Consider the following 22,226-nt stretch of genomic DNA (forward strand, 5'->3'; position numbering starts at 1 on the left):
ACGTTGTTTGCCTAACACCTAGCGCGCTCTCCTCGTGATGGTCCCATCCAAACTCTGGGGTCCATCGGATGGATGCTCGGCAGGCTCAGCAGCTCAAGCATCCAGCCCATCCAGATCGACCATGCGCCGGTCCCGGATCAGCTCGTAAATCAGGTCAGTGAGCGCGGCCATGGCCTGCCGGTCCGACTTGAGGACCTGCGTAGCGAGCTTCTGGTGTGAGGTAAGCGCCCGGACCACACCCTGCTGCACGGCGCCCGGCAGGTTGCCCTTGAGCGCCTGCTCGCGCGTGTTGTTCTCCACCTGGGCGATCACCACGTCGCTTTCCTTGGCGATGGCGGTGATGTGGTTGACGAACATCGCCTGATCACGCAGCGGCGTCGCGTCCCCGAACAGCCGGTTCAGCCGTTCGATGATCTCCTTTAGGTAGTTGGGCTGGTCTGCCTTGCCCCCGCCGCCCGCCCCGAGGGGCTGGAGCACCGGCACATCCGCGTCCTCCCCCGCCCCCTCCGTCCGCGCCTTGATGTCGAAGCCGGACAGCACCAGGCCCTTCAGGTCCACGCGGTCGGCGGGCACGCCGTCCAGCCGCTTGCCCAGGAGCTTGGCAAAGGCGGTGAAGTTCTCCAGGTCCGGATCGCCGAAGTCGATGAGCTGGGCGATATAGGCGTAGGCGCGGCAAAAGCGCCCCAGGCCGCCCCGGAAGGCTGTCAGCGCCGCCATCCGCTCGGCACTTTCCCGGCGGTGATGGTCCGCCGACTTCATGCCGGCCTCGTTCCCAGTCCCACGAGCCCTCTCGTATGCAGCGTCCCAGGTGGCGATCGCCTCCCGCAGCAGCTTCAGCTTCTCGTTATAGATGCGGGTCGGCCGCTCCGTGGCTGCGTACAGATCCTTGTGCTCCGGCTCGCGCGAACCGGTGATGGCACGCAGGCTCTTGAATCGCGCCGCCTTGAAGATCTCCAGGTCGGCGGTCTCGTAAATGCCGTGGGCATCGAGCTGGCGGCGGATGTCATAGACGACATCCAGGTCCTGGACATCATGGATCACCGCCCCGGCATCGTACTTTGCGAAGGCGCGGCGGACATTCTCCGGTTCGTTCACGAAGTCAATGACAAAGGTTTCGTCCTTGCCCGGCGCCATCCGGTTCAGACGCGAGAGCGTCTGCACGACCTCCACGTCGTTGGCGATCTTCTTGTCGATGTACATCGCCACAAGCTTGGGCTGATCGAAGCCGGTCTGGAACTTGTCGGCGACCAGCATCACCCGGTACTCCGGCCGCTCGAAGGCGACACGCAAATCCTGCCCGGCCACCTCGGGATTCATGCTCGTCTCGGTGAACTCGGCAGCCTCGTCCACCACGAAGGTATCACCGGCCAAGCGCTCGTCGTCGCTGTGCATCACCTGCTTGCCGGTCAGCTTGCCGGAGAAGGCCACGAGGGAGCGGATGTGGGCGTGCTCCGGGTGCTTGGTGATGAAAGCGTCGAAGCCCCGCTTGTACCGCACGGCGGCAGCGCGCGAGCTGGTGACGACCATGGCCTTCGCCTTGCCGTCGAGGAGTGCCGCAACGTTGCGGCTGAAATGCTCGACGATGAACTGCACCTTCTGGGTCACGTTGGTCGGGTGCAGGCCCATCCACTGGGCCAGGACCCGCTTGGCGGCCTTGCCGCTCACCCGCCCCTTGTCCTCGACCTGCTTGGCAAGGTTGAAGGCCGTCCGGTAGGGCGTGTAGCCCTTCAGCACGTCGAGGATGAAGCCCTCCTCGATCGCCTGGCGCATGGGGTACTTGTGGAAGGCGTCCGGCAGGTTCTGCTTGGTCGCGGGCAGGCCATCGCGCGTGCGGCCGAACAGCATGAGGGTGGAGTGCTTCGGGGTCGCCGTGAAGGCGAAATGGCTGATGTTCGCCGGCCGCGCCCGGGACTTCTGAATCTCCTCCAGCAGGTCTTCGACGCTCAGCTTGGCGATGTCCTTGCCATGAAGCGCTAGGGCGGCTTGCAGCTTGGTCGCGGCGGTCCCGGTCACCGAGGCGTGGGCCTCGTCGATGATGACAGCGAAGTTCCGGTCCTTCAGCGCCTGCTCCGTGAGGATCGCCTCCATCGCATAGGGGAAGGTCTGGATCGTCACGACGATGATGGGTGTTCCGGCCGTCAGCGCTTCGGCGAGCTGCTGGCTCTTCGATTTCGACGATTTCTGGCGGTCGATGGCGGCGATGACGCCGAACTGGTGATCGATCTGCTTGACAGCCTCCTGGATCTGGCTGTCCAGGACTGTGCGGTCGGTGACGATGACCACGCTGTCGAACACGGCCTTGCCGTCGTCGCGGCGCAGGCGGATCAGGTCGTGCGCGGTCCAGGCGATGGTGCTGGTCTTGCCGGAGCCGGCGCTGTGCTCGCAAAGATATTGCCGGCCGGCGCCGTGGGCCTTGGCGTCGGCGACCATGGCGTTCACCGCGTCCCACTGGTGGAAGCGCGGGAAGATCAGCGTTTCGCGCTTGGACCAGTTGCCCCTCAGGTCCACCACGTCCTTCTTCTCGACATAGACGAAGCTGTGGAAGATGCGCAGCCAGGCATCCCGCCGGCAGACCTTCTCCCAGAAATAGGCCACCGGGTACTCGCCGTCGGAACGGGAAGGGTTGCCGGCCCGGCCCGCATTGCCCTGGTCGAAGGGCAGGAAGTGGGTGTTCTCCCCGTCCAGCTTGGTCGCCATCCGGATCTCGGACTCCGACAGGGCGAAATGCACGACCGCGCCGCGCTTGAAGGTCAGCAGCGGCTCGTGCCGGCGGGTCTTGGGGTCCACCGGCAGGCGGTCGGTCTTGTACTGCTCGACGGCGGCCTCGGACGACTGGGTGAAGTCGGTCTTGATCTCCACCGTGGCGACTGGGATGCCGTTGATGAAGAACACCAGGTCGATCGCCAGCTCACGGGACGGATGGTACCGGAGCTGCGGCACGACGCGCAGGATGTTGGCCCGGTAGCGCGTGATGACCTCTTGGTTGCGCGCGTCTTCGGGGGCAGCTTCCGACAGGTCGATCTGCCCGCAACCGGCGACGGCGAGGCCCCGGCGTAACGCCTGGACCGTCCCGTCGCGGTCCAGCGCCTTGGCAACGCGATCCATCAGGGCGCCGCTCGGGTCGGCCGGGTGGTCCTTGCGGAATTTGGCCCATTTCGCGGGTTGGGTCGCCTCCAGCCAGGACACGAGGTCGTCGGGGTAGAGGGCGCGTTCGGTGTCGTAGCCGCCGGTTTCGCCGACCTGCCAGCCCTGCTCCCGGAGCCGGGCGACGATGTAGGCCTCGAAATGCTTTTCCCGATGCGCGGTGTCGCCGGTCATGCGGCCTCCCGTAAGTCGATCTGGCCGGTCACGGCGGCGGTGATGAGCGCGGAACGGCCCTCCTTGAGGAGGGTGATGCTGTGCTCGGTCTTGGAGATAAGAATGTCGATTCTAGATGTTTCCGCTTCGAAATGACTTGCGATTTCAACTTGCTCCTGAAGTGGTGGCTTGGGTAGTCGCACTTGACGGAAATGGGAAAAGTTCAAATCTTGCCCGTCGCGGATGAAATTCGAGGTCAAACGCAATGCCTGGATATAGAGACTTGACTTTAGAAGCGCGCCGAAAAACCGACCATCGACATCAGGACCAGGCTTTAGGACGGAGTAGGACGACCGAACGCTACCGATCGCACGGGCGCGCTCGAGTCCCCCGTCCATGCTCCGCATGCTGATTACGAAATCTCCAACCTCAACATGCTTGCGGATTTCCAGGTTCGCGACAGCCTTTGTGACCTGTCTCTGCTCCAGGGTTTCATACTCAGCTAGAGGGATGACACCGTACTTCTGCGTTGCCGATAGGAGTTCATCGCCATCATGTGCCCGTTCCTTGCTTTCCGTGAAAAGTGCGGTCGGTGGAACAATCTCCCAATGCGCCGGCACCTCCCCGATCCACTCGACGCCAGAATCCTTCATCTTCACGGTTGGGTCGAGACCCTTGGTAACGGCGTGGGTGATCAGCGCTTCGCGCTTCTCCTTCAGCAACTCGATGAAGCGGGTCTTCTTCGCGATCAGCGCGTCGATCCGTGGAAGTTGAGCCTCAATGTCTGCAACTATGACGCGCTGTTCAGCAACTGGCGGAACAGCTACCACCAGATCAGAGAGGGATTCTCGATTGATTTTCGGCATGGCCACCCGATCCGATTCCAATACTGCCCATGCCGTAAATGGCTGAGACAGCATCAGGTAAAAGAGCCATCGTGGTTCCGTCTTTTCCGAGCACGTGAGCGGATACATGTCCGCGCTGCAAAGCCCGTCTTTTGGGGCAATGATGACCTTAGCCAATGCTGGACGAATCTTAGAGTAAACGACAGCCCCTGCCTTGCAGAGGTATTTTCCGCTTTCGGCATCTTGATGCTCTGCACTCTCAACGGCCAACAGCCGTCCGGTTCCGCTCTCAATGTGATTTGGCGCAAAGAGCGGCATCGAGCGGTATTGCTCGACACGAGGATCAACCAGTCCTTCCATAACACGCGCTAGTCTGCCGAACTTCATCAAGATCCAATGCTCCGGCACCTCGCCGATCCACGCGACGCCGGAATCCTTGTAGGTCGGGTATCGGCGATAGTGGCTCATTCCGTCACCTCGCCTAGCAGCGCCGCGATCTCGGCCTCCACCTGTTTCAGTTCGGCGTCGATCGTCTCCAGCGGTCTGGGCGGCGCATACTTGTAGAAATAGCGGTTGAAGTTGATCTCGTAGCCGACGCGGCCGATCCCGCCGTCCTTGTCGTCCCGGAAGCGCTCGTCCAGCCAGGCATCCGGCACATGGGGCAAGACCTCGCGCGCCATGTGCTCGTGCACGTCCTCGGTCAACGGCACAGTCTCGTAGTCGGTCAACTCGCTGTCGGCGACCGGGTTTCCATCGCGGTCCAGCACCGGCTCGCCGTCGGGGTCGCGGACGCCGAAGGCGTCCACCAGCGCCTTGCCGAAACTCTTGCCGACCTTGCCGGTGGCGCGGTCCGCCGCCGCCTCGATGAACGCCTCCGCCCAGGCGAAGGCATGCGCCTCGCCCAGATGCGGCGTCAACGCGGCTTCCCAGGCCCGCTGCTGCGCGGGCGTGAACTTTGCCCATGCTTTCGTTTTCCGCAGGCGGCGCAGGCCCACGGCGTCGATGCACAGCCGCATGCGCAAGGGCCGCAGCACCCGGATGCGGCGATAGCCGAAGGTCCGATGATCCAGCATGCGGGAGAGCTCGCCGTTCTCCGCGGCGGCGTAGATGTCGGCAATCCGGCGCTGCTGATCCTCGCCGATCCTGCGACGCTTGTTGCCCTCGTTGCGGATCGGAACCCACAGGCCGGTGGCGTTAATGAGTTGAACCGTGCGGCGGCGGTGCGCAGGCTTCTTGTTGGACAGGATCCACAGATAGGTGCCGATGCCGGTGCGGAAGAAGATCTCCGTCGGGAGCGCCACGATGGCGTCCACCAGATCGTTCTCCAGCAGCCAGCGGCGGATCTCGGATTCGCCCGACCCAGCCCCGCCATTGAAGAGCGGCGATCCCGACAGCACGATGGCGGCGCGTCCGCCGCCCTTGCCGGGCAGTTCCAGCTTGCTGGCGAGGTGAAGTAGGAACAGCATCGAGCCGTCGTTGATGCGCGGCAGGCCGGGACCGAAGCGGCCGGCATAGCCCTTCTCGACATGCTCCCGCTCGACGTCCTTCTGGTCCTTCTCCCACTTCTTGCCGAACGGAGGATTGGCAAGGCCGTAGTGGAATCGCTCGTTCGCGAAGGCGTCGCGCGACAGGGTGCTGAAGGGGCCGGCGATGTTGCGCGACAGGTCGCGGCCGGGATCGGAGGCCAGCGTCCGGAGCAGCATGTTCGCGAGGCAGACCGCGTGGGTCTCGGGCTCCAGCTCTTGGCCGTACGGCACCAGGACCGGCGGCACCTTGAAGCGGCTATGGAACCCATCGACATGCGCCATGGCGTCGGACAGGAAACCACCGGTGCCGCAGGTCGGGTCATACAGGGTCCGGATCAGGCCGGGACTCGCCTCGAACAGGGCGTCGTCGGGGTCGAGCAGCAGCGTCGTCGCCAGATGCACCACGTCGCGGGGGGTCATGAAGTCCTCCGCCCCCTCGTTGACCTCGGCCCCGAAGCGGCGGATCAGGTGCTCATAGAGGTTGCTCATCACCCGATCCGGCACCACCTCCGGGTGGAGGTCGATGCCGGCGAAGTTCCGGCAGATGCGGTAGAGCAGCCCCGCCTTGTCCAGGCGAATGATCGTGTTGGTGAAGTCGAACTGCTCGAAGATGACGCGGGCGTTGTCGGAAAACCGCGCGACGTAGTCCTGGAGGTTCTCCCGGGTCTTGGTGCTGCCGAGCGTCGCCAGCGTGTAGCCGGAGGTGTTGTAGAACGGGTAGCGCGTCGTCTGGCGCAGGATGACGTCCAGGTCGATGCCGCTGTCCTTCAGCGACGCGGCGTGGTTTGCGACGGCCTCGCGCGTGGGTTCAAGCACGCACTCCAGACGGCGAAGCAGGGTGAACGGCAGGATGATCTTGCCGAAATCCGTATGCTTGAAATCGCCCCAGAGATCCTCGGCGTTCTTCCAGATGAAGTCCGCCAAGAACGCGCCGGCACTGTTGATTTCCGCCATTCCACGCTCCAGCCAATTTTTGCACGGCGCAGAATAGGCAGGGCCAAGCCACCGTCAATCCGATAATGCATCGTTAAGAAATAGACGTGATATTTCAAATATGATCGCCATTATTCCATGTCACTCTTTCCGACCTCATACTTGTCAAGGTCGATTCTCCGCATCGAATAAAGAATGAACTGGCCGTTTTCTGGAGATGTCAGCCTCAGAGCCTCTTTCTTCCTTTTGGTCGTCCCATCTACCCGGCTCAATCCTTTGACCAGAAACCATGACGACCCTCGAGGCTGGTCGGCAACATCGCGCTCCACATCCATCCCGGCGACCATGGAGTCTTCATGGCTGTACACCGGCTCCCAACGATCCTTTGCCTCAAAGATGTACTTGAAGCGCCCTTTGACCTCCCGGTAGACAACCACCCGAACTTGCTGCATGCCAGTTACAGGCCTTGGGCGGAATGGCTTCTTTGTTCGCTGCAGACTCGGCCGGGGACGCCCCTTGATTTCCCATTCCGCTTGCAATTCCACACCACCCCTGCCCAATTCCAAGCCTTCCGTTTTGCACCACAGTGAGTATTCAGCCTCGTCAAGGCGCTCCAAAGCCTCCATCGGCGACGCTGGCAGATGCCTGAACACAAATATATGCACCTCGCTGGCCAAGCTGTTGAGCTTGCCAAGGCCTTCCGGAATCTCGAAATACACCCGTTCCTTTGAGATCGGCTTGTCGTCAGGAGATCCTTGCGTGAGAATGACGAAAGTCTTTATTGATTCGGCGTCATCATCATCAATGTTCACCTCGCGGCGCATTCCTTCGAGGAATTGACTCGTCCACCATGCGTATCCGTCTTTCATGGAGGCGTCGAACTGGACGGACTGGCGACGGGCGTCGGCGATGTGCCCGCGGACCTTCTGGAATTCCGGATGGTCGGACGGTCCTTCGACCAGCACGCTCGCTTCGCCATTCTTCCCGTTCATGGCATATGACGTGAGGTTGTGCGAACCCACGAAAGCAGCGCTGCGGCCGCCCGGAAGCTCCATGAGGTAGATCTTGCTGTGCATCATCGGATGGAACTTTACAAACCCGTTTCCTCCCATTCCAGAGGATCGGGTGTGTCCGAGATGGACGAACAGTCGATCCGCAGGAACTCCTCGGGCAGCCAGCTGCTCCAAGACTTCGAAGCCACGGAACGTCGCTGCGCCAAGAATAAAACTTTCAATTTTCCTCGGCGACGCAACTATGCTCGGAGAAATTGCGGCAAGCCCGTCATCGGTCGCAAACCCAACAACGACGGATGCCCGAAGGGAGCGCTCCAATCGGTCTGAAATCATTGACCCAATTTCTTGCTGCGGGCGATCAAAGAGAAATTGGATAGTTAGAGCCATTTATTGTATCTCGTCTGTCTACAAGGACCCGCCGTGGGAGTGTGCACGCCACATCTCCTAATTTTGACGGGTACAGCGGGCTGTCGTCAACTTTTTAGTTGAAGTCTTCCGCTGCCCTGCGGGGAAAAATTGTAGCTAAGATATTGACCTGCCTGTGAAACAGCACACAAAGAGGACTCAAAGAGTTCTCATATTCTCAGTGGGTTACTGTGCCGATTGGCGTCGAAACCCCATGCCGATTCACATTGCTCCCCACTAAGATGCAACAGTCTACCCGATTCGCACTTCATGCCCATGCCTGTAGGGCTAGACGTCACCAATCAAACCAACCTATTCACAGGAATCTGGTTGCGAGGAAGTGGAGTCTGGTTGACGCGAATCAGCTTATTCAGTGGAATCTGGTTGCCAAGCAAATAGTTATAATCCAAATAGCTTTCGAATAGCCCGGCAACCAGATTCCACCATTGACCGGAGCCGCTGACACCTGCCGAATGCGTGCCATGGGGAACATCCACTATCTCATCACAGCCCATGGGCTGGAGCGTGCGCGCGACCTTGCCGACACCAAACTGGAACGGCAAGAACTGGAGATCGCTGCCGCCGTCCTCGCCGATGAAGGTGAAAGCCTGGGCATTTGCCATGCGGGCTTTGCCCTGACCTCCCTACCTCACAAGAACACACCGGAACGGCTCTGGCGCAGGGAAGGACATCGCGTCACGCTGCTGGTGGAATCTGGTTGCACAGAGAAAGGCGAGCTGATCGGCGTGCCCTACGGCTCCAAAGCCCGCATGATCCTGATCTATCTCCAGACCCAAGCCCTCCGGACGGGATCGCGGGAGGTCGAACTCGGGCGATCCATGAAGGCATGGATGACCGCCATGGGGATCGGTGCCATCGGTGGCGCGACCTACAAAGCCGTGACAGAACAAGCCAAACGAATCTCTGCTTGCCGCCTGACCTTCTTCAGCGATCAGGGCGGCGCTCGCCAACGTGATAACGGTGCGTTCGTCGACAGCGCGATTGAACTGACAGGTGCTTTGAACGACGATGCTCAGCCGATGCTATGGCGCGAGACAGTCAAGCTCAACGAGGCGTTCTATCACTCCCTGATTGAACACCCGGTGCCAGTTTCGGAAGCCGCGCTGCGGACCATCGGCAACAAGTCCCTGTCGATAGACATCTATGTCTGGCTTGCCTACCGCCTGCACAGCCTCAGCAGGCCAACACCGGTCTCCTGGCAGGCACTGTACGCACAATTCGGTGCCGGCTGCGCTTCTCTGCGCACCTTCAAGCAGCCATTCACCGAGGCGCTACGCATGGCTCTGGCCGCTTATCCGGACGCTCGGGTCGGAGTGGAATCTGGTTGCATCATGCTGCACCCCAGCCGGCCACCGGTTACTAAGCGACTGGCTGGGCCCATTTCATGAAGATCATCGCCGTCGTCTCACCGAAGGGCGGCAGCGGAAAGAGCACGCTGACGCGCAACCTCGCTGCTGCTGCTGTTGGTGACGGAGTACCGGTAGCGGTAATTGACACCGATGCGCAGGGGACTTCCGCCGAATGGGCTCGTGTACGGGCTGATGCCGACGCTGCGCCAGTTCCAGGGTACACCGCCGAAACCTCCGCCGCGGCACGATGGGCTAATACGGCCGGAGCACAGCTCGTCTTGGTGGACACCCCCACCGCAATCGAGAAGGACCCGGAGGGCTTCAAGGCTCTGGTGCTGGCGTCGGAACTGGTGATGATTCCCACCCAGGCGCTACCTGATGATGTGCGCTCGGTCGAAACGATCATGCGCGCCGTCCAGGCTCTCGACCGGCCGGCGATCTACTGCCTCAACCGGGTGAAGCCGCGGGTAAAAGAGACAGACGGCGCCCGCCTCCGGCTGATTCGCTCCGGCGATGTGGCGGCGGCGGCGATCCCCGACAGCGTCGACGTAGTGCGTGCGATGGCCAATGGTTACGGCGTGACGGAGGTCGGCGGACGCGGGGCGGACGAGGTCGCAGCATTGTGGCAGGAAGTCCGGCGGAGGATCGGTCTGTGATTCCGACGACGAAGCCAGCCCGTAAGAAGTTAGGATCAGCGTTTGGCGACGATGGCTTGGTGCCGGCAGAGCGCCACCGAGATAATCGCGGCGATCTCCTTGTATCCGCCCGGATTAAATTGGAAACACGTCGCGAATTTATCGAGGAAATCGGGCGTCTGTGGAAGCGGGCGAACGACGCCTTCCTAGATGTCGGTCGCCACCTCATTGAAGCGAAAGCGCGCCTGGAGCATGGCGAGTTCGGCGAGATGGTGGAGCGCGACATGCCGTTCAGCCACCGCACGGCCAACATGCTGATGAAGGTGGCGGAGGCGGTCGACACAGGCGCGCTGCCCTTCCCCGCTGATCAGCTGCCCCCTTCATACGCGACAGTCTACGAGGTCGTGACCTTGAAGCCAGAGGAACAGCAACAGGCTGTGGCCGCTGGCCTAGTCAATCCCACTGTGCGGCGAGAAGACGTCGTCGCGTTCCGCCGGCAACTGCGCGTGCATTCGTCGCAGCCGGCTAGTTCGCCCAGCCGAAAGGCGCTGGAGAAGGAATTAGCAAAGCTCGACGCGGAGGAACGCCGCATCCGGGAGCGACGCGCTGAGATTGAACACATACTGTCTAATTTGCCAGACTGATTCATCTGCGAAGCCGATGCCATTCCGACGTTCCACATTGAGTATCCAGTTTGCCCTGGGATGGTTCACCCGGCACCCTGTGACGGAGCGTAGCTCAGTCTGGTAGAGCATCTGCTTTGGGAGCAGAGGGGCGCCGGTTCGAATTCGGCCGCTCCGACCACGGCGCCTGTGGTGGACTTGGGAGACACGCTGGATTTAGGGTTCAGTGACGCAAGTCATGGGGGTTCAAGTCCCTCCAGACGCACCATCCTCAACGAACCTGTAGCTCAACGGTTAGAGCTGGCCGCTCATAATGGTCTGGTTGCGGGGTCAAATCCTGCCGGGTCCACCACGCAGCTGGCCACACAGGTTTCCCTGCCTCCTGCTGGCCGCTTCGGTCCGGTCTGACCCCCTCCTCAGAGGAACTACTGGTCTGAGGCCCCGTTCAGGGGAGGGGATCAACAGCAGAGTGAGACAATGCCGTCCTCGCACCGCAAGATCATGATCAACCGGGCGCCGGTGCTGACGCTGTGGGCCGCCGCGGTGGCGGAACGGTTGGGCCTGGACCGCGATGAGGCCCTCACTCTGGGCAAGGCTCTGTCGGGTCTCACGGCGCAGGCCAAAGGCGTCCGGCTGAGGATCTATGAGCCGACACCAGAGACGGTGGGCGATCGGCGAAAGGCACTCCAGCCGGGCGAGGAGATCCACATCGACCTCATGGGGCGATCGATCCCTGCCGTTCACACCAAAGACGGCCTGCGTGCTGTGCGCCAGGGCAAACCGATCACGCCGCCGAGCGTAGAGCGGTACTTGGTCAGCAAGTTCGGAGAGGAGTTGGAGGAGGTGCGCCAAGCCATGACAGGGCTGGCCCATTCCTTCCCAGCAGCGGACCTCGCCCGGCAGGCGTTCCGGCCGGAGGTGAAGGCTGGCACGGCCGGCTGGGGCGCAGAGGGCGAATTGGACTTGGCGAAGCTCGTGTGCGCTGCCCATCCCGCCCGATCAGCGGCCCCTGTCATACGCAACGATCTATGACGTCGTAACTTTGAAGCCGGAGGACCAGCAGCATGATGCTGGTCCGGCGTTCCGCATCAAGCCAGTTCGTCCTGGGATGGTTCAGCCAAGCGCGGCCACCTGGGCGGTGAGGGTTGTGCGGGTCCGAAGGAGCTTGTCGGCATCCACTTTGGCTGACAACGCTGCCCGCGGCTTGCGACCGAGGAAGAAGGCAATGCGCTCGGCGTTGGCACCGCTCGGGTGGGGCAGGCCGGCGAGGACGCAGGCAGGATCGAGCACGCCCTGGCGGGCGAGGGCCTCCACCGCCTCGGCCACCTTGGGCCCGAGCGGCACCACCAGAGCCCCAGGCAGAGCCGCCAGCTCAGCGGCCAAGCCAGCCTGCAGCTGCTCGCGCAGGAGGGGCGTGGTCAGCATCGACGGCACCCCGCTGTAGTTGGCGCCGTCGACGAACACCGGGTTGCGCAGCGCCGAGGTGAAGTGGACCAGACCAGCGTCCGCGCCCCACAAGGAAGCGGTGGAGGCGAGCCCGAGCAGACGATGAACCCCAATGCCGTCGAGTAGAGCGACCAGGTTGGAACGCATCGGGCCGGAAAAGCTGGCAAAGACCTTGGCGGCGGCGAGGGCCTCGGGGGCACTCAGGCCCTGGCGGAGGGCGCGACGGGCTTCGCGTAGGGCATTGCCCATCTGCTGACGCCCTGGCGTCAACCCAACCAGAACGATCCGGGCGCCTGGGGTGACATGCTCGAACGGGGCGTAGGCGACGTCAATGCGCTTGCCGCCCTGGAGACGGCTGTCGAGGAGCAGACGCTGCGGCTGTCGGATCTCCGCCTCGAGCGCGTCGTCGCTGAGGTCGCGGAGGAGGGAGGCGAAGCGGGCGAACAGGGGGGTATCCATGACAGCTCCTAACGGAACAGAGGCTTGGGGGCGTAGGCGCAGGTGATGACCCGGCCGGCGGCGGCGATGACGTAGGCGTTGCGGCTGCGATAGGGCTCCAGTGCCTTGACGAGGGTTAGGCCGGCGCGGTGGCGCAGGGTGCGCATGCTGGCGCGGGTCAGGGCGTAGGTGCGGGCGCCATCACCGGCGTCGCGGGACTCGCCATAGTCGAGGATGAGTTCGGCCACCAGCGGCGGAAACGCGCGCGCAGTGGCGCGCTCCCGCGCATGGCGGGTGAAGTCGTGGACCTCAAGCATGATACGGGCCTCTTGGGAGATCAGGAGGATTGGCGCAGAAGCAGTTCGACTGTGCGGCCGGCGACCAGTGCCGGATCTAGGTCAAGGGCGGTGGCCAGAGCCACGGCAGTCGCAACGTCCAAATCGGGGGTGCCATCGAGCCAAGCGGCGGTCCGTTCCGGAACCACGGTGGAGGCAGTGGACAGAGCAATTACGGACAAGCCCTTCTGCTCGGCTCGCCGGGAAAGAGCAATGCTGAGATCAGAGACAGTCCGGGCGGTGCCGATGTCCAGGTGGGCGGCGTCGGGGGTATATTCCCAACAGGTGGTCGGAACGAAGCTCCGGCGGCCCGCTAGCCACTCCCGGGCAAAGGTATTGCTGACGTAGGTCCGGCTTCCCTTGGCTTTGATACCGGCGGCAGCAAGCGCGTTGCGGACTGCGCCTTCAGTCATACCAGCGAGGAGCGCCAACTCACGAACTGAGAGATCAAAATTAAATATTCTCTCCAGCTTCCAACGGGCATTGGCGGTCGTTACGGCGCGACGACACAAACCATCCTCCCCCATGTAGGGATGAGTCATGCCCCCATCGGCTCCCTGTCCACCAACACGGGGAACACCGTCAATGAAGACAAGAGCATCCTGCAGGTGGGCTTCACTGAAGCGGTGGGCTTCGCCAACCTGAAAAGCATAATCGTAGATGACCGTCATCGTGGGCGCGATGCGGAAGGAGTCCAGAGCCACACGGCTGGGACTTTCGGAATGGTACTGCTCAGAGTCGAAGCCGATGAAGGCGGCTGCCGCTTCGGCGCTGCGCGTCATGGCCAGGAAATCGGCGGTGAACAGCAGGATGGTGCGGAGTTCATCCAGGAGTTCGGTGGCGAGGAAGGGAACTTGAGGAGTGGGGGCCATTGCGTCTCACCATGCGATCGTGCTGCATGGTCAACATAGTCCCCGGCAACGAGCGCCGCAACAGGAAAATGCGATCCTACTGCGTACTTATCATATTCTCCGAGGCGATCGTACCGCCAGCTGCAGCCAAGCTCCTGCTCCTCCCCCTCCTTATATGTGATAATGTCCTTTATCACATGTTAATGACTTGCCGAATGGAGGTGAGAGGGACAATGAGCGACCAGGATGAACGGAAGCCGATTAGGCCCCCCGCCGCCGACCCGAAGCGGGAGATCGGACGCACCATCACAGAAGCAGTGGTTGAGCTCGTGCCGGGGGGCAACGTGCTTACCGGCCTCTACCGTACGACGCATCCCCCGAAGGCGGAGCAGGACAGGGAGGCTTGGCAGGAAGCCATCTCCGACCGGACGAACGAGCATTCCGAGCGCCTCGACCAACACGAGAAGCTGCTGGCGCCAAAACAAACAGTCAGCGGCGCCGCGGCTCAGCTTATTGCGGCGCTCGCTCGTGCCTGTCCGGACGGGCTTGGTCAGAAACGGTATGACCTGACGGACCTGTGCGCGTTGCTTCCCGGCTTGGATAAGCAAGCCGTCGCCGACGCGTCCTATGAGCTTGAGGCCCTTGGCTTGTTGCGTATGCAGCGCTTTCTGGGAGGAAACTGGCACGCAAACCTGACCCCCTTCTTCTATGAGCAAGTCGACCCTCAACTCATGGGATGGAACACCGCCGCCGACGCTATGGAGGTCGCCCGCATCATGCTCGCCGAGGACACGGGCAACGCCTCAACTCTTCACGCGAAGACCGGCTGGACCAAGCGGCGGTTTAATCCGGCGTTCCGCGCTCTTCTGCACCTGTTCCCCAATGGAAGGGTCCGGAAGGTCATTCAGCCAGACTATCCCACTGCAGGTGTCGTGCTGGCACCAGAGGACAAAGCAGCGCTCCGCCGCTTTGTGGCGCGCGGAAGTGGTGGGTGAGACGACTTGCGCACATCACAGCAACCATGGTCATCCGACCATGGCTAACGTCGGCGTATCAGCACTCGATACCGTAAAACTGCTGCACATTATCGCGCGGGTCGAGGTGCTGACGCACACGCACCTAGCTAAGGATCAAAATTCTATTAATTAAGAAGAGGTGATTATGGCAGAGTTTTCTCGACGGACTGTACTAGCCGCAATTGATGTCATTGATGGCCTCAATCAAGCGCAAATTAGCTCCTTCATGATGGAGCTTGGACCTTCGGTCTATACGCATGTGCGTGGCGAGGGCGTGAGTTCAACGAAGCGTATGAATGATTTAAAGCTTTTTGTTGATAATCATCCCACGCACACTGTCGATGGAGAACCGCTGAAAACAGTAATTGTCGAGAAAGCGGCATCTCTCGTTCCAAATCGACCAGCACATCCATGGTCCTCGTCGCCTCGACTCACTCCAGCCATGGAGGTTTTCAAACGCATTCTGGAACAGAATGGCTTCGTCATCGCAGATGGGGGGCTTAGGAGAACCCTGCCCGCTGATCTTGGAGTTCCAGAGACCGAGTTCTGAACTGATGCGTCTCTTGGATCAACACGGGCTTACAACAGCCAAAGGGCATCTTGAGCAGGCATTCGACGCGCACACGCGCGGCAAATGGGCGTCGGCAAATGGACAACTCCGCACCTTCTTCGATGCATTGCTCGACGAACTCGCCGTCAAGCTCGACCCAAGTGCAAGCACTCTCGGCAGTGGCCAAGCCCGCCGGGGAAAGCTGGCTGCTTTGGGATTTTTAAGCCTTCCTCTGAACGAGTGGGACAATGATGGGAAAGGCTTCATCAACGGGCTTGTGAAGCGCCTGCACCCACAGGGTGCTCACCCCGGTCTTTCGGACGAGGATGACAGCACCTTCCGGCTGCACACTGTGTTGATCACAGCTGTCCTGTTGCTGCGGCGGTTCGATCGGGCAGCCAGGTTATGAACCATCCTGCACTGACTTGCTCACCAATTCCTCCGGATCTGGTCGCCACCGGCGAGCGGACTGCCGTCCAAATCAGGGGTTTGCCTAATGTGGGAGTTGCCTGACTATATTCCGGACGCCGATGTCCTGCTCGCTCTTGAACCTGAGGAGCTGGGAGCGAAACTGCTGCTTCTTATGCGTGACCGGAAGAAGGGAGCCCGAGAGCATCTAGGGGGATTCAGTCCGAGCTCTGAAATCGCCCGGCTCTGGGGACGGACTCCAGACGAGCGCCCTGGGTATAGCGATGAACGCAGGTATGAGGTCACCATTGCACTCTTTGAGTCGTGGAGCTGGCTTGAGGCGCAGGGCCTGATCATCCCGGATCCAGTTGAAGGACAGGCAGGCTACAAGCATCTAAGCCGACGAGCTCGAAAATTCGAAAGTGAAGCCGACCTCAAGGCTTTTGCTGCCGCCCGCCGACTACCGCGCGAGACGTTGCACACTGCAATTGCTCAGACCGTCTGGTCGGCCTTCATACGGGGCGAGTATGACGTCGCGGTCTTCCAAGCCATGAAGGCGGTCGAGGTGTCCGTCCGCGAAGCGACAAGCATGCCGGATGGTCTCGTGGGGCAGAAGCTCATGCGGGCCGCCTTTGCCGTTAAGACGGGACCGCTGACCGACACCTCGGTCGATGAGGGTGAGCAGGTTGCGCGCATGGAGTTGTTCTCCGGCGCAATGGGATCCTACAAGAACCCTCATTCCCATCGGGACGTTGCGCTCGAGGACCCAGCCGAAGCGATCGAGATCGTGCTGCTGGCCAACCACCTCCTGCGGATCGTCGACGCCCGGCGGGCGGCACGGGCATGACCGCGCTGCTCGCGCTCTCTTCTCCCGAGGTGCTGCCGTCGTTGGTGATGGCCGCTGGCGATCGGGCGGCGATACGGTTTCTCGAATTCTTCGCGGCCGAGATCCGCAACCCCCACACCCGGCGGGCCTATGTGCGGGCCGCCGGTGAGTTCTTAGCCTGGTGCGAGGCTGCCGGGGTGCCGTCGCTCACCGCGGTGCAGCCGTTGCACGTCGCCACCTGGATCGAGGGGCTGACGCGCAGCCACACGGCCCCGACGGCCAAGCAGCGCTTGGCGGCGGTGCGGCATCTGTTTGACTGGCTGGTGATCGGGCAGGTGGTGGCGGTAAACCCAGCCGCCTCGGTGCGCGGGCCGCGGCATGTCGTGCGGGTGGGGAAAACCCCGGTGCTGGATCCGGCCGAAGCCCGGGCGCTGCTCGGCAGCATCGATGGGAGGACCGTGATCGGCCTGCGCGACCGGGCGCTGATCGGACTGATGGTCTACAGCTTCGCCCGCGTCGGCGCCGCCCTGGCAATGCGGGTGGAGGACGTCTATCCCCAGAGCCGCCGGCTGTGGGTGCGGCTGCGCGAGAAGGGCGGCAAGGCGCACGCTCTGCCCTGCCACCATGTCTTGGAGGACTATCTGGTGGCCTACCTGGACGGCAGCGGGTTGGGGGACGATCCCAAAGGGCCGCTGTTCCGGACGATCGGTCGCGGCACCGGCCGGCTGTCCGAGCGTCCGCTGCCGCAGGCGAGTGCCCACGCCATGGTGCGCCGCCGGGCCGCCGCCGTCGGCATCGCCACGCCACTCGGCTGCCACAGCTTCCGCGCCACCGGCATCACCGCCTACTTGGCCAACGGCGGTACGCTGGAGACCGCCGCCGCCATGGCCAACCACGCCTCCACTCGCACCACCCAGCTCTACGACCGCCGCGGCGACCGGGTCAGCTTGGACGAGGTCGAGCGCATCCGGATCTGAGGGGCAGATCTGGGGGATGCTGGCCGGACTGGTCCGAGGTCGGCATGGCGGCCCCTTCAGGATGTGCGGTTGGCACGCATCGCCACAGGTACGTTTGAGCGGAGGCTGCCTTGTTTCTAGACATAAGTTGGACCATAATCCAACTTATGGCGGAGTATCCGAGATAACTTGTCTGATGATCCCACTCAGCCTCATGGCCCCGGGGGATGTGGCGCGGAGCGTGGCCGCGCGTGCCCGTGCCCGGCGGGTCGCCCTTGGACTCACCCAGCAGGAGGTCGCCGACCGCAGCGGGGTGAACATCTGGACGCTGCGGCGGTTCGAGGCCAGCGGCAAGCTGGCGTTCGATGCGCTGATCCGCGTCGCCGTGGTGCTCGACGCGATCGAGGCGTTCGGCGCGCTGTTCCCGGAACCGGAGTTCCGCAGCCTCGATGAGGTGATCGACCGGCCAAAGCGCCAGCGGGGCAAGCGCCGGACGGTGGCTACATGAAGCATGTCGGTGTTCTGGCGGTGTCGCTGCGCTGGGGGGACGGCGACGAGGAGCCCGTCGGCCGCCTCGCCAGCCGCGACGGGAAAACCTATGTCGAGTTCGACGATGCTTTCCTCGCCTCCGGGCGGGTGCTGTCCTGGTTTCTGCGGACCCCGCGGCCAGGCGTTCTGCAAGGGCCGGACGCGCCGTTCTCCGGCCTCCACGGCGTGTTCGACGACAGCCTGCCCGACGGGTGGGGGCGGTTGCTGATTTATCGCCGGGCCGCCGCCAGCAAGATCAATCCCCTGTCGCTGACGCCCCTCGACATGCTGGCCTGCATGGGAGAATGGGCGATGGGCGCCCTGGTCTACCGGCCGGAGACCGAGGAGCCCGTGGACACCGGCGCCATCGATCTCGACCAGATCGCCGCGCAGAGCCGCCAAGTCCTCAAAGGGGCGCCCGAGGCGCTCTTCCCCACCTTGCTGCGGGTGGGCGGCTCGCCCGGCGGCGCCCGGCCGAAGGCGGTGGTTTGCCGCGACGATCAGAGCGGCACTCTGATCCACGGCGCCCTGGTGGCGCCGGAGGGCTGGTCGCACTGGCTGGTGAAGTTCCGCGGCAGGGACGACCCGGCGGACATCGGTCCGATCGAGCAGGCCTATGCCGGGATGGCGCGCGCCGCCGGTTTGACCCTGCCGCCCACCTGTCTGCTGCCGAGCGGAAGCCCGAAGTCGCCGGCCTACTTCGCAGCGCAGCGGTTCGACCGTGTCGGTCCGGCTGGCCGGCTCCACCTTCACTCCGCCTGTGGCCACCTCCATGCCGACTTCCGGCAGCCGAGCCTGGACTACAAGACGCTGATGATCCTCACCTTCCAGCTCACCAAGGATCACCGGCCGGTGGTCGAGATGTTCCGGCGCGCCGCCTTCAACGTGTTCGCCCACAATCGGGATGATCACGGCCGCCAGTTCGCCTATCTGATGGACCGGACGGGCAGCTGGTCCTTGGCGCCGGCCTACGACCTCACCTATGCGGACGGACCCGGGGGCGAGCATTCGACCGCCATCCTGGGCGAAGGGCGGGATCCCGGTGAGCGGCAGCTGCGGGCGATGGCGGCGGAGTTCTCCATTCCGCCGGCCGATGTCACTGGCATCATCGACCAGATACGCGGCGCGGTGGACCGCTGGCGTGACTTTGCCGAGGATAGTGGGGTGGGGCGGACCTCACGCAGCCGGATCGGCGCCGTGATCGCGCCGCGGCGGGCCGGCAGAAAGCCCTGATCAACGACGACACTGAGAGGGACGATGAACATCACCTTGTCCAATCCACCGTCGCGGGTGCAGCGGCGCTTCCTGACGATCGAGGGCGTGCTGGCTTCGACGCCGGAGGAATCCCTGTACGCGCAGCATCCGTCGGGCACTCCGACGGGGGGGCCGGGCCAAGTGAAATGGCTGATCACCGACCCGACCCGGGACGCGCCGACCTCCCGCTGGCTTTCCTACCGCGAGACCTGCGCCAGGCTGGTGGAGCGCAACCCGGGCAATCCGCTGGCGGCGGCCTATCTGGAGGCGGCCGAGAAGGTCCTGACCTGGCGGGCGGCGCTGCCTGAGCATCTGCATTTCTGGCGTGAGGACTGATGATGAATACCAACGCCTCAACGCTATCGCTTCGGATGCAGCGGCGTTTGCTCAACATGCAGGGGATGCCGGCATCTTCGATGCTGGACTCGGTCTACGCACAGCATCCGCCGGGAACGCCGACCAAGCCGGTGACGGGGCCGGTCCCGTGGTTGCTGGACAATCCTGGGCGTGAAGCACCGACGGAGGATTGGCTTGTTTACCGCGCGAGCTGCGAGCAGCTCGTGGCCAGACACCCGAACAATCCGAGGGCGCAAGACTGCCTCGACGCGGCTCAGGAGGTCCTGACCTGGCGGGCGGCGTTGCCGGAGCACCTGCATTTCTGGCGTGAGGACAAGTGCGAACCGGGGATACGCTGACCAAGGGGGCCGAGCTGGAGATTTTCCGTTATCCTGACCTTCCTCGAACCGTTCTGCGAGGACGTCGGCACGCTCGCCAGCCGTAAGCGCTTTCGGCGTGACCCGGTCGGGCGGGGGACGGCGTGCTGAAACCTTGTTGACGCGTGCACAGCGCTTTCCAGCGCCGCCCATGCCAGCAGTCAGGGCCGTTTCTTATTACGAAGCTTTTCGCCTCAACCTTCGCGAGGGATGCCTCCATGACGACGAAACCGCCCCCTTCATCGACCCCGGCCTTCAAGCCCGCGGGTCCGTCCAGTATGGGCTGGACCGAGACCTCGCCGGCTGGGTCGCAGAGGAGGTTGGAGCTTATCCAATTGGCGTCTGGGGTGCGGGCAGTGACGGCCGCGTTAACACCTTCGGTGACCGGCCCGGCGAAGCAGCCGCCCTTCGGGCTGCTCTCGGGCAAACGTCCGGTATCTGGCGAAAGCTAGCCGGCCATCCCATGCGGAGACGCGCGCCTTTGCGCGCGCCGCATCAATGGTAAGGGCTAATAAGGAGAGGGACGCGTGAACGATCCGGCACTCAAGCGTCATCAACGGGCTTGCCTCACCCCACGGGGTGAGCCGGCCGCCTCTGTGGCGGAGTCGATCCTGGTACAGCACCCGCCATCCCTGCCGAATCCGCTCCCGCAGCCAAATCGTTATCTCTGCATCCTGACCCCAAGCAGCTGGTCGTCGACGGCAGAATGGTCCGCATGCCATGCGAGATGGCAGGCAAGAGCCGAAGCCGTCGACGAGGCCACCGACCCCGTGCCCGCTGCCATGGCGCAAGCTGCACAGGCGGTCCTGGACTGGCGGGCGGCGCTGCCCGAACAGCTGCAGTTCTGGCGTGAGGACACCCCTGCTTCGAGGAGCGCTGACCAGGGGTGCTGAGCTGGAGATTTTCCGTTATCCTGATCCTCCCTCGAACCGCCCTGCGAGGAAGTAGGCACGCTTGCCGACCGTAAGCATCGTTCGGTGTGACCCGGTCGGGCGGGTGGCGGCGTGCTGAAACCCTGTTGACGCGCGCACAGCGCTTTTCAGCGCCGCTCATGCCGGCAGTCAGGACCGGAGACTGCGATGGACCGTCCTTTTTCCATCCCGCGCTCCGTGTCGGCTTCAGGCGACCAAAGGGTCGACCATCACACGGCCGGGGCCGTCGCGGAACGGCAGCCGGCGAGGCAACAAACGTTTTCCGTCCTGTTCAATCCATCACAGCCAGAGCAATGGATGGCGGCAGGCCGCGTCGGACGAAGGCCGGTTCCTCGCGGTCCAGCCAGGTTGACGGAGCGCGGGCCCGCAGGACCTTGTGCCCTTCTGCAACGCACGCCAGCAGATAATCCTCGATCGACAGCCCGAGCTCGTCCGCTACGGCCTTCGCGCGTTCGAACGCAGGCCCCTCCTCGCGGAACCGCAGGGTCACACTCATCACCGCCTTCCTCCGACCTGTTCACGCAGAGCCTATCAGCCAAACACCGCGCGATGCGCCCTGTCCAGCCTCGAAGGGGAGGCCAGGAGGCGCTTCGCGAGGAGGGACCGTCGGCATCCGGGAGGACGCGCTGCGGAGGGGGGAGGATTTCCCGATGACGACCGTCCTGACGCGCGCCGAACTCCATGCCCTGGTCTGGGAGCGGCCGATGACCAAACTCGCGGCCGAGTTCGGGCTGTCGAGCACGGCGCTCCAGACGCTCTGCAAAAAGCATGAGGTGCCGACCCCGCCCTGCGGCCATTGGATGAAGAAAGCCCACAACAAGCCGGTGCGTGTGATCCCGCTGCCGCCGCGGCCGTCCGATGGGACCGGTGGCGACCGCATCCTTATCCACCCGGGGCTGGGATTGGCTGTCAGTCCGGCCGCCGCCGCGGCACGCGAGGCGGTGAGGGCAGGGACGGATCCCGCGACGGTTTCCGTTCCGGCGCCGCGCGACCGGCTGGTCGACGCCACTCTCGCCAAGTTGGCAAAGGCCAAGCCGGACGCCCAGGGCTTGGTGAGCGTCCGCGGCGCCGGCGTCATCCGGGTCACGGCCCGTCCAGTCTCGGTGGGACGGGTGGGCGTGGTGCTGGATGAGCTCGCGCGCGCCGCCGCCAGCCGTGGCGTCGTCCTTGACGCCCGGGAGGGCTCCGCCCGTTTCGAGGTGGAGGGGGAGACGGTCACCGTCGAACTCATGGAAGTCGCCGACAAGGTCGCGCACACCGCCACCCCGGCCGAGCTCCAGGCGCTCGCGGTCTGGGAGGCGAAGCAGGAGGCTGACCGGAAACGCT

Annotated in this window: 22 protein-coding genes and 3 tRNA genes; 17 read left to right on the forward strand and 8 right to left on the reverse strand. The window is 63.3% G+C overall.

All coding sequences use genetic code 11. From position 1 onward, the window contains the following. Window positions 1-93 precede the first annotated feature (93 nt). The 4 genes from ACWPN8_RS28620 to ACWPN8_RS28635 form a co-directional block, all read right to left on the reverse strand. On the reverse strand, window positions 94-3,318 hold the full coding sequence (locus ACWPN8_RS28620; protein ID WP_492243203.1) for a type I restriction endonuclease subunit R: 3,225 nt from the start codon (window positions 3,316-3,318) through the stop codon (window positions 94-96). After that, the gene (locus tag ACWPN8_RS28625) at window positions 3,315-4,610 is read right to left on the reverse strand and encodes a restriction endonuclease subunit S (protein ID WP_492243204.1); all 1,296 of its coding nucleotides are present in this window, start codon (window positions 4,608-4,610) and stop codon (window positions 3,315-3,317) included. The genes ACWPN8_RS28620 and ACWPN8_RS28625 overlap by 4 nt, the downstream gene beginning before the upstream one ends. Further along, complete coding sequence (locus tag ACWPN8_RS28630; protein WP_492243205.1) at window positions 4,607-6,622, reverse strand: type I restriction-modification system subunit M; 2,016 nt, start codon at window positions 6,620-6,622, stop codon at window positions 4,607-4,609. Before ACWPN8_RS28630 ends, ACWPN8_RS28625 begins: the two co-directional genes overlap by 4 nt. A gap of 110 nt (window positions 6,623-6,732) precedes the next feature. After that, window positions 6,733-8,001, reverse strand: coding sequence for a phospholipase D-like domain-containing protein (locus ACWPN8_RS28635; protein WP_492243206.1), 1,269 nt, complete (start codon window positions 7,999-8,001; stop codon window positions 6,733-6,735). Window positions 8,002-8,501: 500 nt separating this feature from the next. Here ACWPN8_RS28635 and ACWPN8_RS28640 point away from each other — a divergent pair, with 500 nt between their 5' ends. The 7 genes from ACWPN8_RS28640 to ACWPN8_RS28670 all read left to right on the forward strand — a co-directional run bounded on the left by ACWPN8_RS28640 (window position 8,502) and on the right by ACWPN8_RS28670 (window position 11,679). Next, window positions 8,502-9,428, forward strand: coding sequence for a replication protein RepA (locus tag ACWPN8_RS28640; RefSeq protein ID WP_492243207.1), 927 nt, complete (start codon window positions 8,502-8,504; stop codon window positions 9,426-9,428). After that, window positions 9,425-10,045, forward strand: a complete 621-nt coding sequence (locus ACWPN8_RS28645; protein WP_492243208.1) for a nucleotide-binding protein — start codon at window positions 9,425-9,427, stop codon at window positions 10,043-10,045. The genes ACWPN8_RS28640 and ACWPN8_RS28645 overlap by 4 nt, the downstream gene beginning before the upstream one ends. Then, entirely contained in the window at window positions 10,042-10,668 is a 627-nt protein-coding gene (locus tag ACWPN8_RS28650; RefSeq protein ID WP_492243209.1) for a DUF3102 domain-containing protein, read from the forward strand. The genes ACWPN8_RS28645 and ACWPN8_RS28650 overlap by 4 nt, the downstream gene beginning before the upstream one ends. A gap of 83 nt (window positions 10,669-10,751) precedes the next feature. After that, a tRNA-Pro gene (locus tag ACWPN8_RS28655) sits at window positions 10,752-10,828 on the forward strand. A 2-nt stretch (window positions 10,829-10,830) separates the two neighbouring features. Further along, window positions 10,831-10,915: transfer RNA gene (locus tag ACWPN8_RS28660), tRNA-Leu, on the forward strand. Between the two features lie 8 nt (window positions 10,916-10,923). Continuing rightward, window positions 10,924-10,999 (forward strand) — tRNA-Ile (locus tag ACWPN8_RS28665). Between the two features lie 125 nt (window positions 11,000-11,124). Next, the gene (locus ACWPN8_RS28670) at window positions 11,125-11,679 is read left to right on the forward strand and encodes a hypothetical protein (RefSeq protein ID WP_492243210.1); all 555 of its coding nucleotides are present in this window, start codon (window positions 11,125-11,127) and stop codon (window positions 11,677-11,679) included. Between the two features lie 81 nt (window positions 11,680-11,760). Here ACWPN8_RS28670 and ACWPN8_RS28675 read toward each other — a convergent pair whose 3' ends face one another. The 3 genes from ACWPN8_RS28675 to ACWPN8_RS28685 are packed head-to-tail and all read right to left on the reverse strand — an operon-like array spanning window position 11,761 to window position 13,738. Continuing rightward, the gene (locus ACWPN8_RS28675) at window positions 11,761-12,552 is read right to left on the reverse strand and encodes a hypothetical protein (protein ID WP_492243211.1); all 792 of its coding nucleotides are present in this window, start codon (window positions 12,550-12,552) and stop codon (window positions 11,761-11,763) included. 8 nt (window positions 12,553-12,560) lie between these two features. Next, window positions 12,561-12,848, reverse strand: coding sequence for a hypothetical protein (locus tag ACWPN8_RS28680; protein WP_492243212.1), 288 nt, complete (start codon window positions 12,846-12,848; stop codon window positions 12,561-12,563). 20 nt (window positions 12,849-12,868) lie between these two features. Then, window positions 12,869-13,738: a hypothetical protein gene (locus tag ACWPN8_RS28685; RefSeq protein WP_492243213.1), complete on the reverse strand. Its 870-nt coding sequence runs from the start codon at window positions 13,736-13,738 to the stop codon at window positions 12,869-12,871. Window positions 13,739-13,950: 212 nt separating this feature from the next. Between ACWPN8_RS28685 and ACWPN8_RS28690 the strand changes: the two genes are divergently transcribed. The 9 genes from ACWPN8_RS28690 to ACWPN8_RS28730 all read left to right on the forward strand — a co-directional run bounded on the left by ACWPN8_RS28690 (window position 13,951) and on the right by ACWPN8_RS28730 (window position 19,950). After that, entirely contained in the window at window positions 13,951-14,712 is a 762-nt protein-coding gene (locus ACWPN8_RS28690; RefSeq protein WP_492243214.1) for a hypothetical protein, read from the forward strand. A gap of 166 nt (window positions 14,713-14,878) precedes the next feature. Further along, entirely contained in the window at window positions 14,879-15,283 is a 405-nt protein-coding gene (locus ACWPN8_RS28695) for a hypothetical protein (protein ID WP_492243215.1), read from the forward strand. A 4-nt stretch (window positions 15,284-15,287) separates the two neighbouring features. Continuing rightward, window positions 15,288-15,692, forward strand: coding sequence for a hypothetical protein (locus ACWPN8_RS28700; RefSeq protein ID WP_492243216.1), 405 nt, complete (start codon window positions 15,288-15,290; stop codon window positions 15,690-15,692). Between the two features lie 87 nt (window positions 15,693-15,779). Continuing rightward, window positions 15,780-16,538, forward strand: coding sequence for a TIGR02391 family protein (locus ACWPN8_RS28705; protein WP_395459878.1), 759 nt, complete (start codon window positions 15,780-15,782; stop codon window positions 16,536-16,538). Next, a complete protein-coding gene (locus tag ACWPN8_RS28710; RefSeq protein ID WP_492243217.1) occupies window positions 16,535-17,494 on the forward strand; it encodes a tyrosine-type recombinase/integrase in 960 nt (319 codons plus the stop codon). Before ACWPN8_RS28705 ends, ACWPN8_RS28710 begins: the two co-directional genes overlap by 4 nt. Before the next feature lie 193 nt (window positions 17,495-17,687). Then, complete coding sequence (locus ACWPN8_RS28715) at window positions 17,688-17,981, forward strand: helix-turn-helix domain-containing protein (protein ID WP_395459876.1); 294 nt, start codon at window positions 17,688-17,690, stop codon at window positions 17,979-17,981. Further along, complete coding sequence (locus ACWPN8_RS28720) at window positions 17,978-19,234, forward strand: type II toxin-antitoxin system HipA family toxin (protein ID WP_492243218.1); 1,257 nt, start codon at window positions 17,978-17,980, stop codon at window positions 19,232-19,234. The genes ACWPN8_RS28715 and ACWPN8_RS28720 overlap by 4 nt, the downstream gene beginning before the upstream one ends. A gap of 24 nt (window positions 19,235-19,258) precedes the next feature. After that, window positions 19,259-19,591 carry a hypothetical protein gene (locus ACWPN8_RS28725; protein ID WP_395459874.1) on the forward strand — a complete coding sequence of 111 codons (333 nt, stop codon included), beginning with the start codon at window positions 19,259-19,261 and terminating at the stop codon, window positions 19,589-19,591. Next, a complete protein-coding gene (locus ACWPN8_RS28730) occupies window positions 19,591-19,950 on the forward strand; it encodes a hypothetical protein (protein WP_492243219.1) in 360 nt (119 codons plus the stop codon). Before ACWPN8_RS28725 ends, ACWPN8_RS28730 begins: the two co-directional genes overlap by 1 nt. Before the next feature lie 1,221 nt (window positions 19,951-21,171). On the opposite strand, the gene ACWPN8_RS28735 is transcribed toward ACWPN8_RS28730, so the two are convergent. Next, window positions 21,172-21,396 carry a hypothetical protein gene (locus tag ACWPN8_RS28735; RefSeq protein WP_395459872.1) on the reverse strand — a complete coding sequence of 75 codons (225 nt, stop codon included), beginning with the start codon at window positions 21,394-21,396 and terminating at the stop codon, window positions 21,172-21,174. A 154-nt stretch (window positions 21,397-21,550) separates the two neighbouring features. On the opposite strand from ACWPN8_RS28735, the gene ACWPN8_RS28740 reads away from it, so the two are divergent. Further along, window positions 21,551-22,226: hypothetical protein (locus ACWPN8_RS28740; RefSeq protein ID WP_492243220.1), on the forward strand; the 676-nt coding region annotated here is incomplete at its 3' end.

The organism is Azospirillum sp. UENF 112521 (assembly GCF_058780665.1).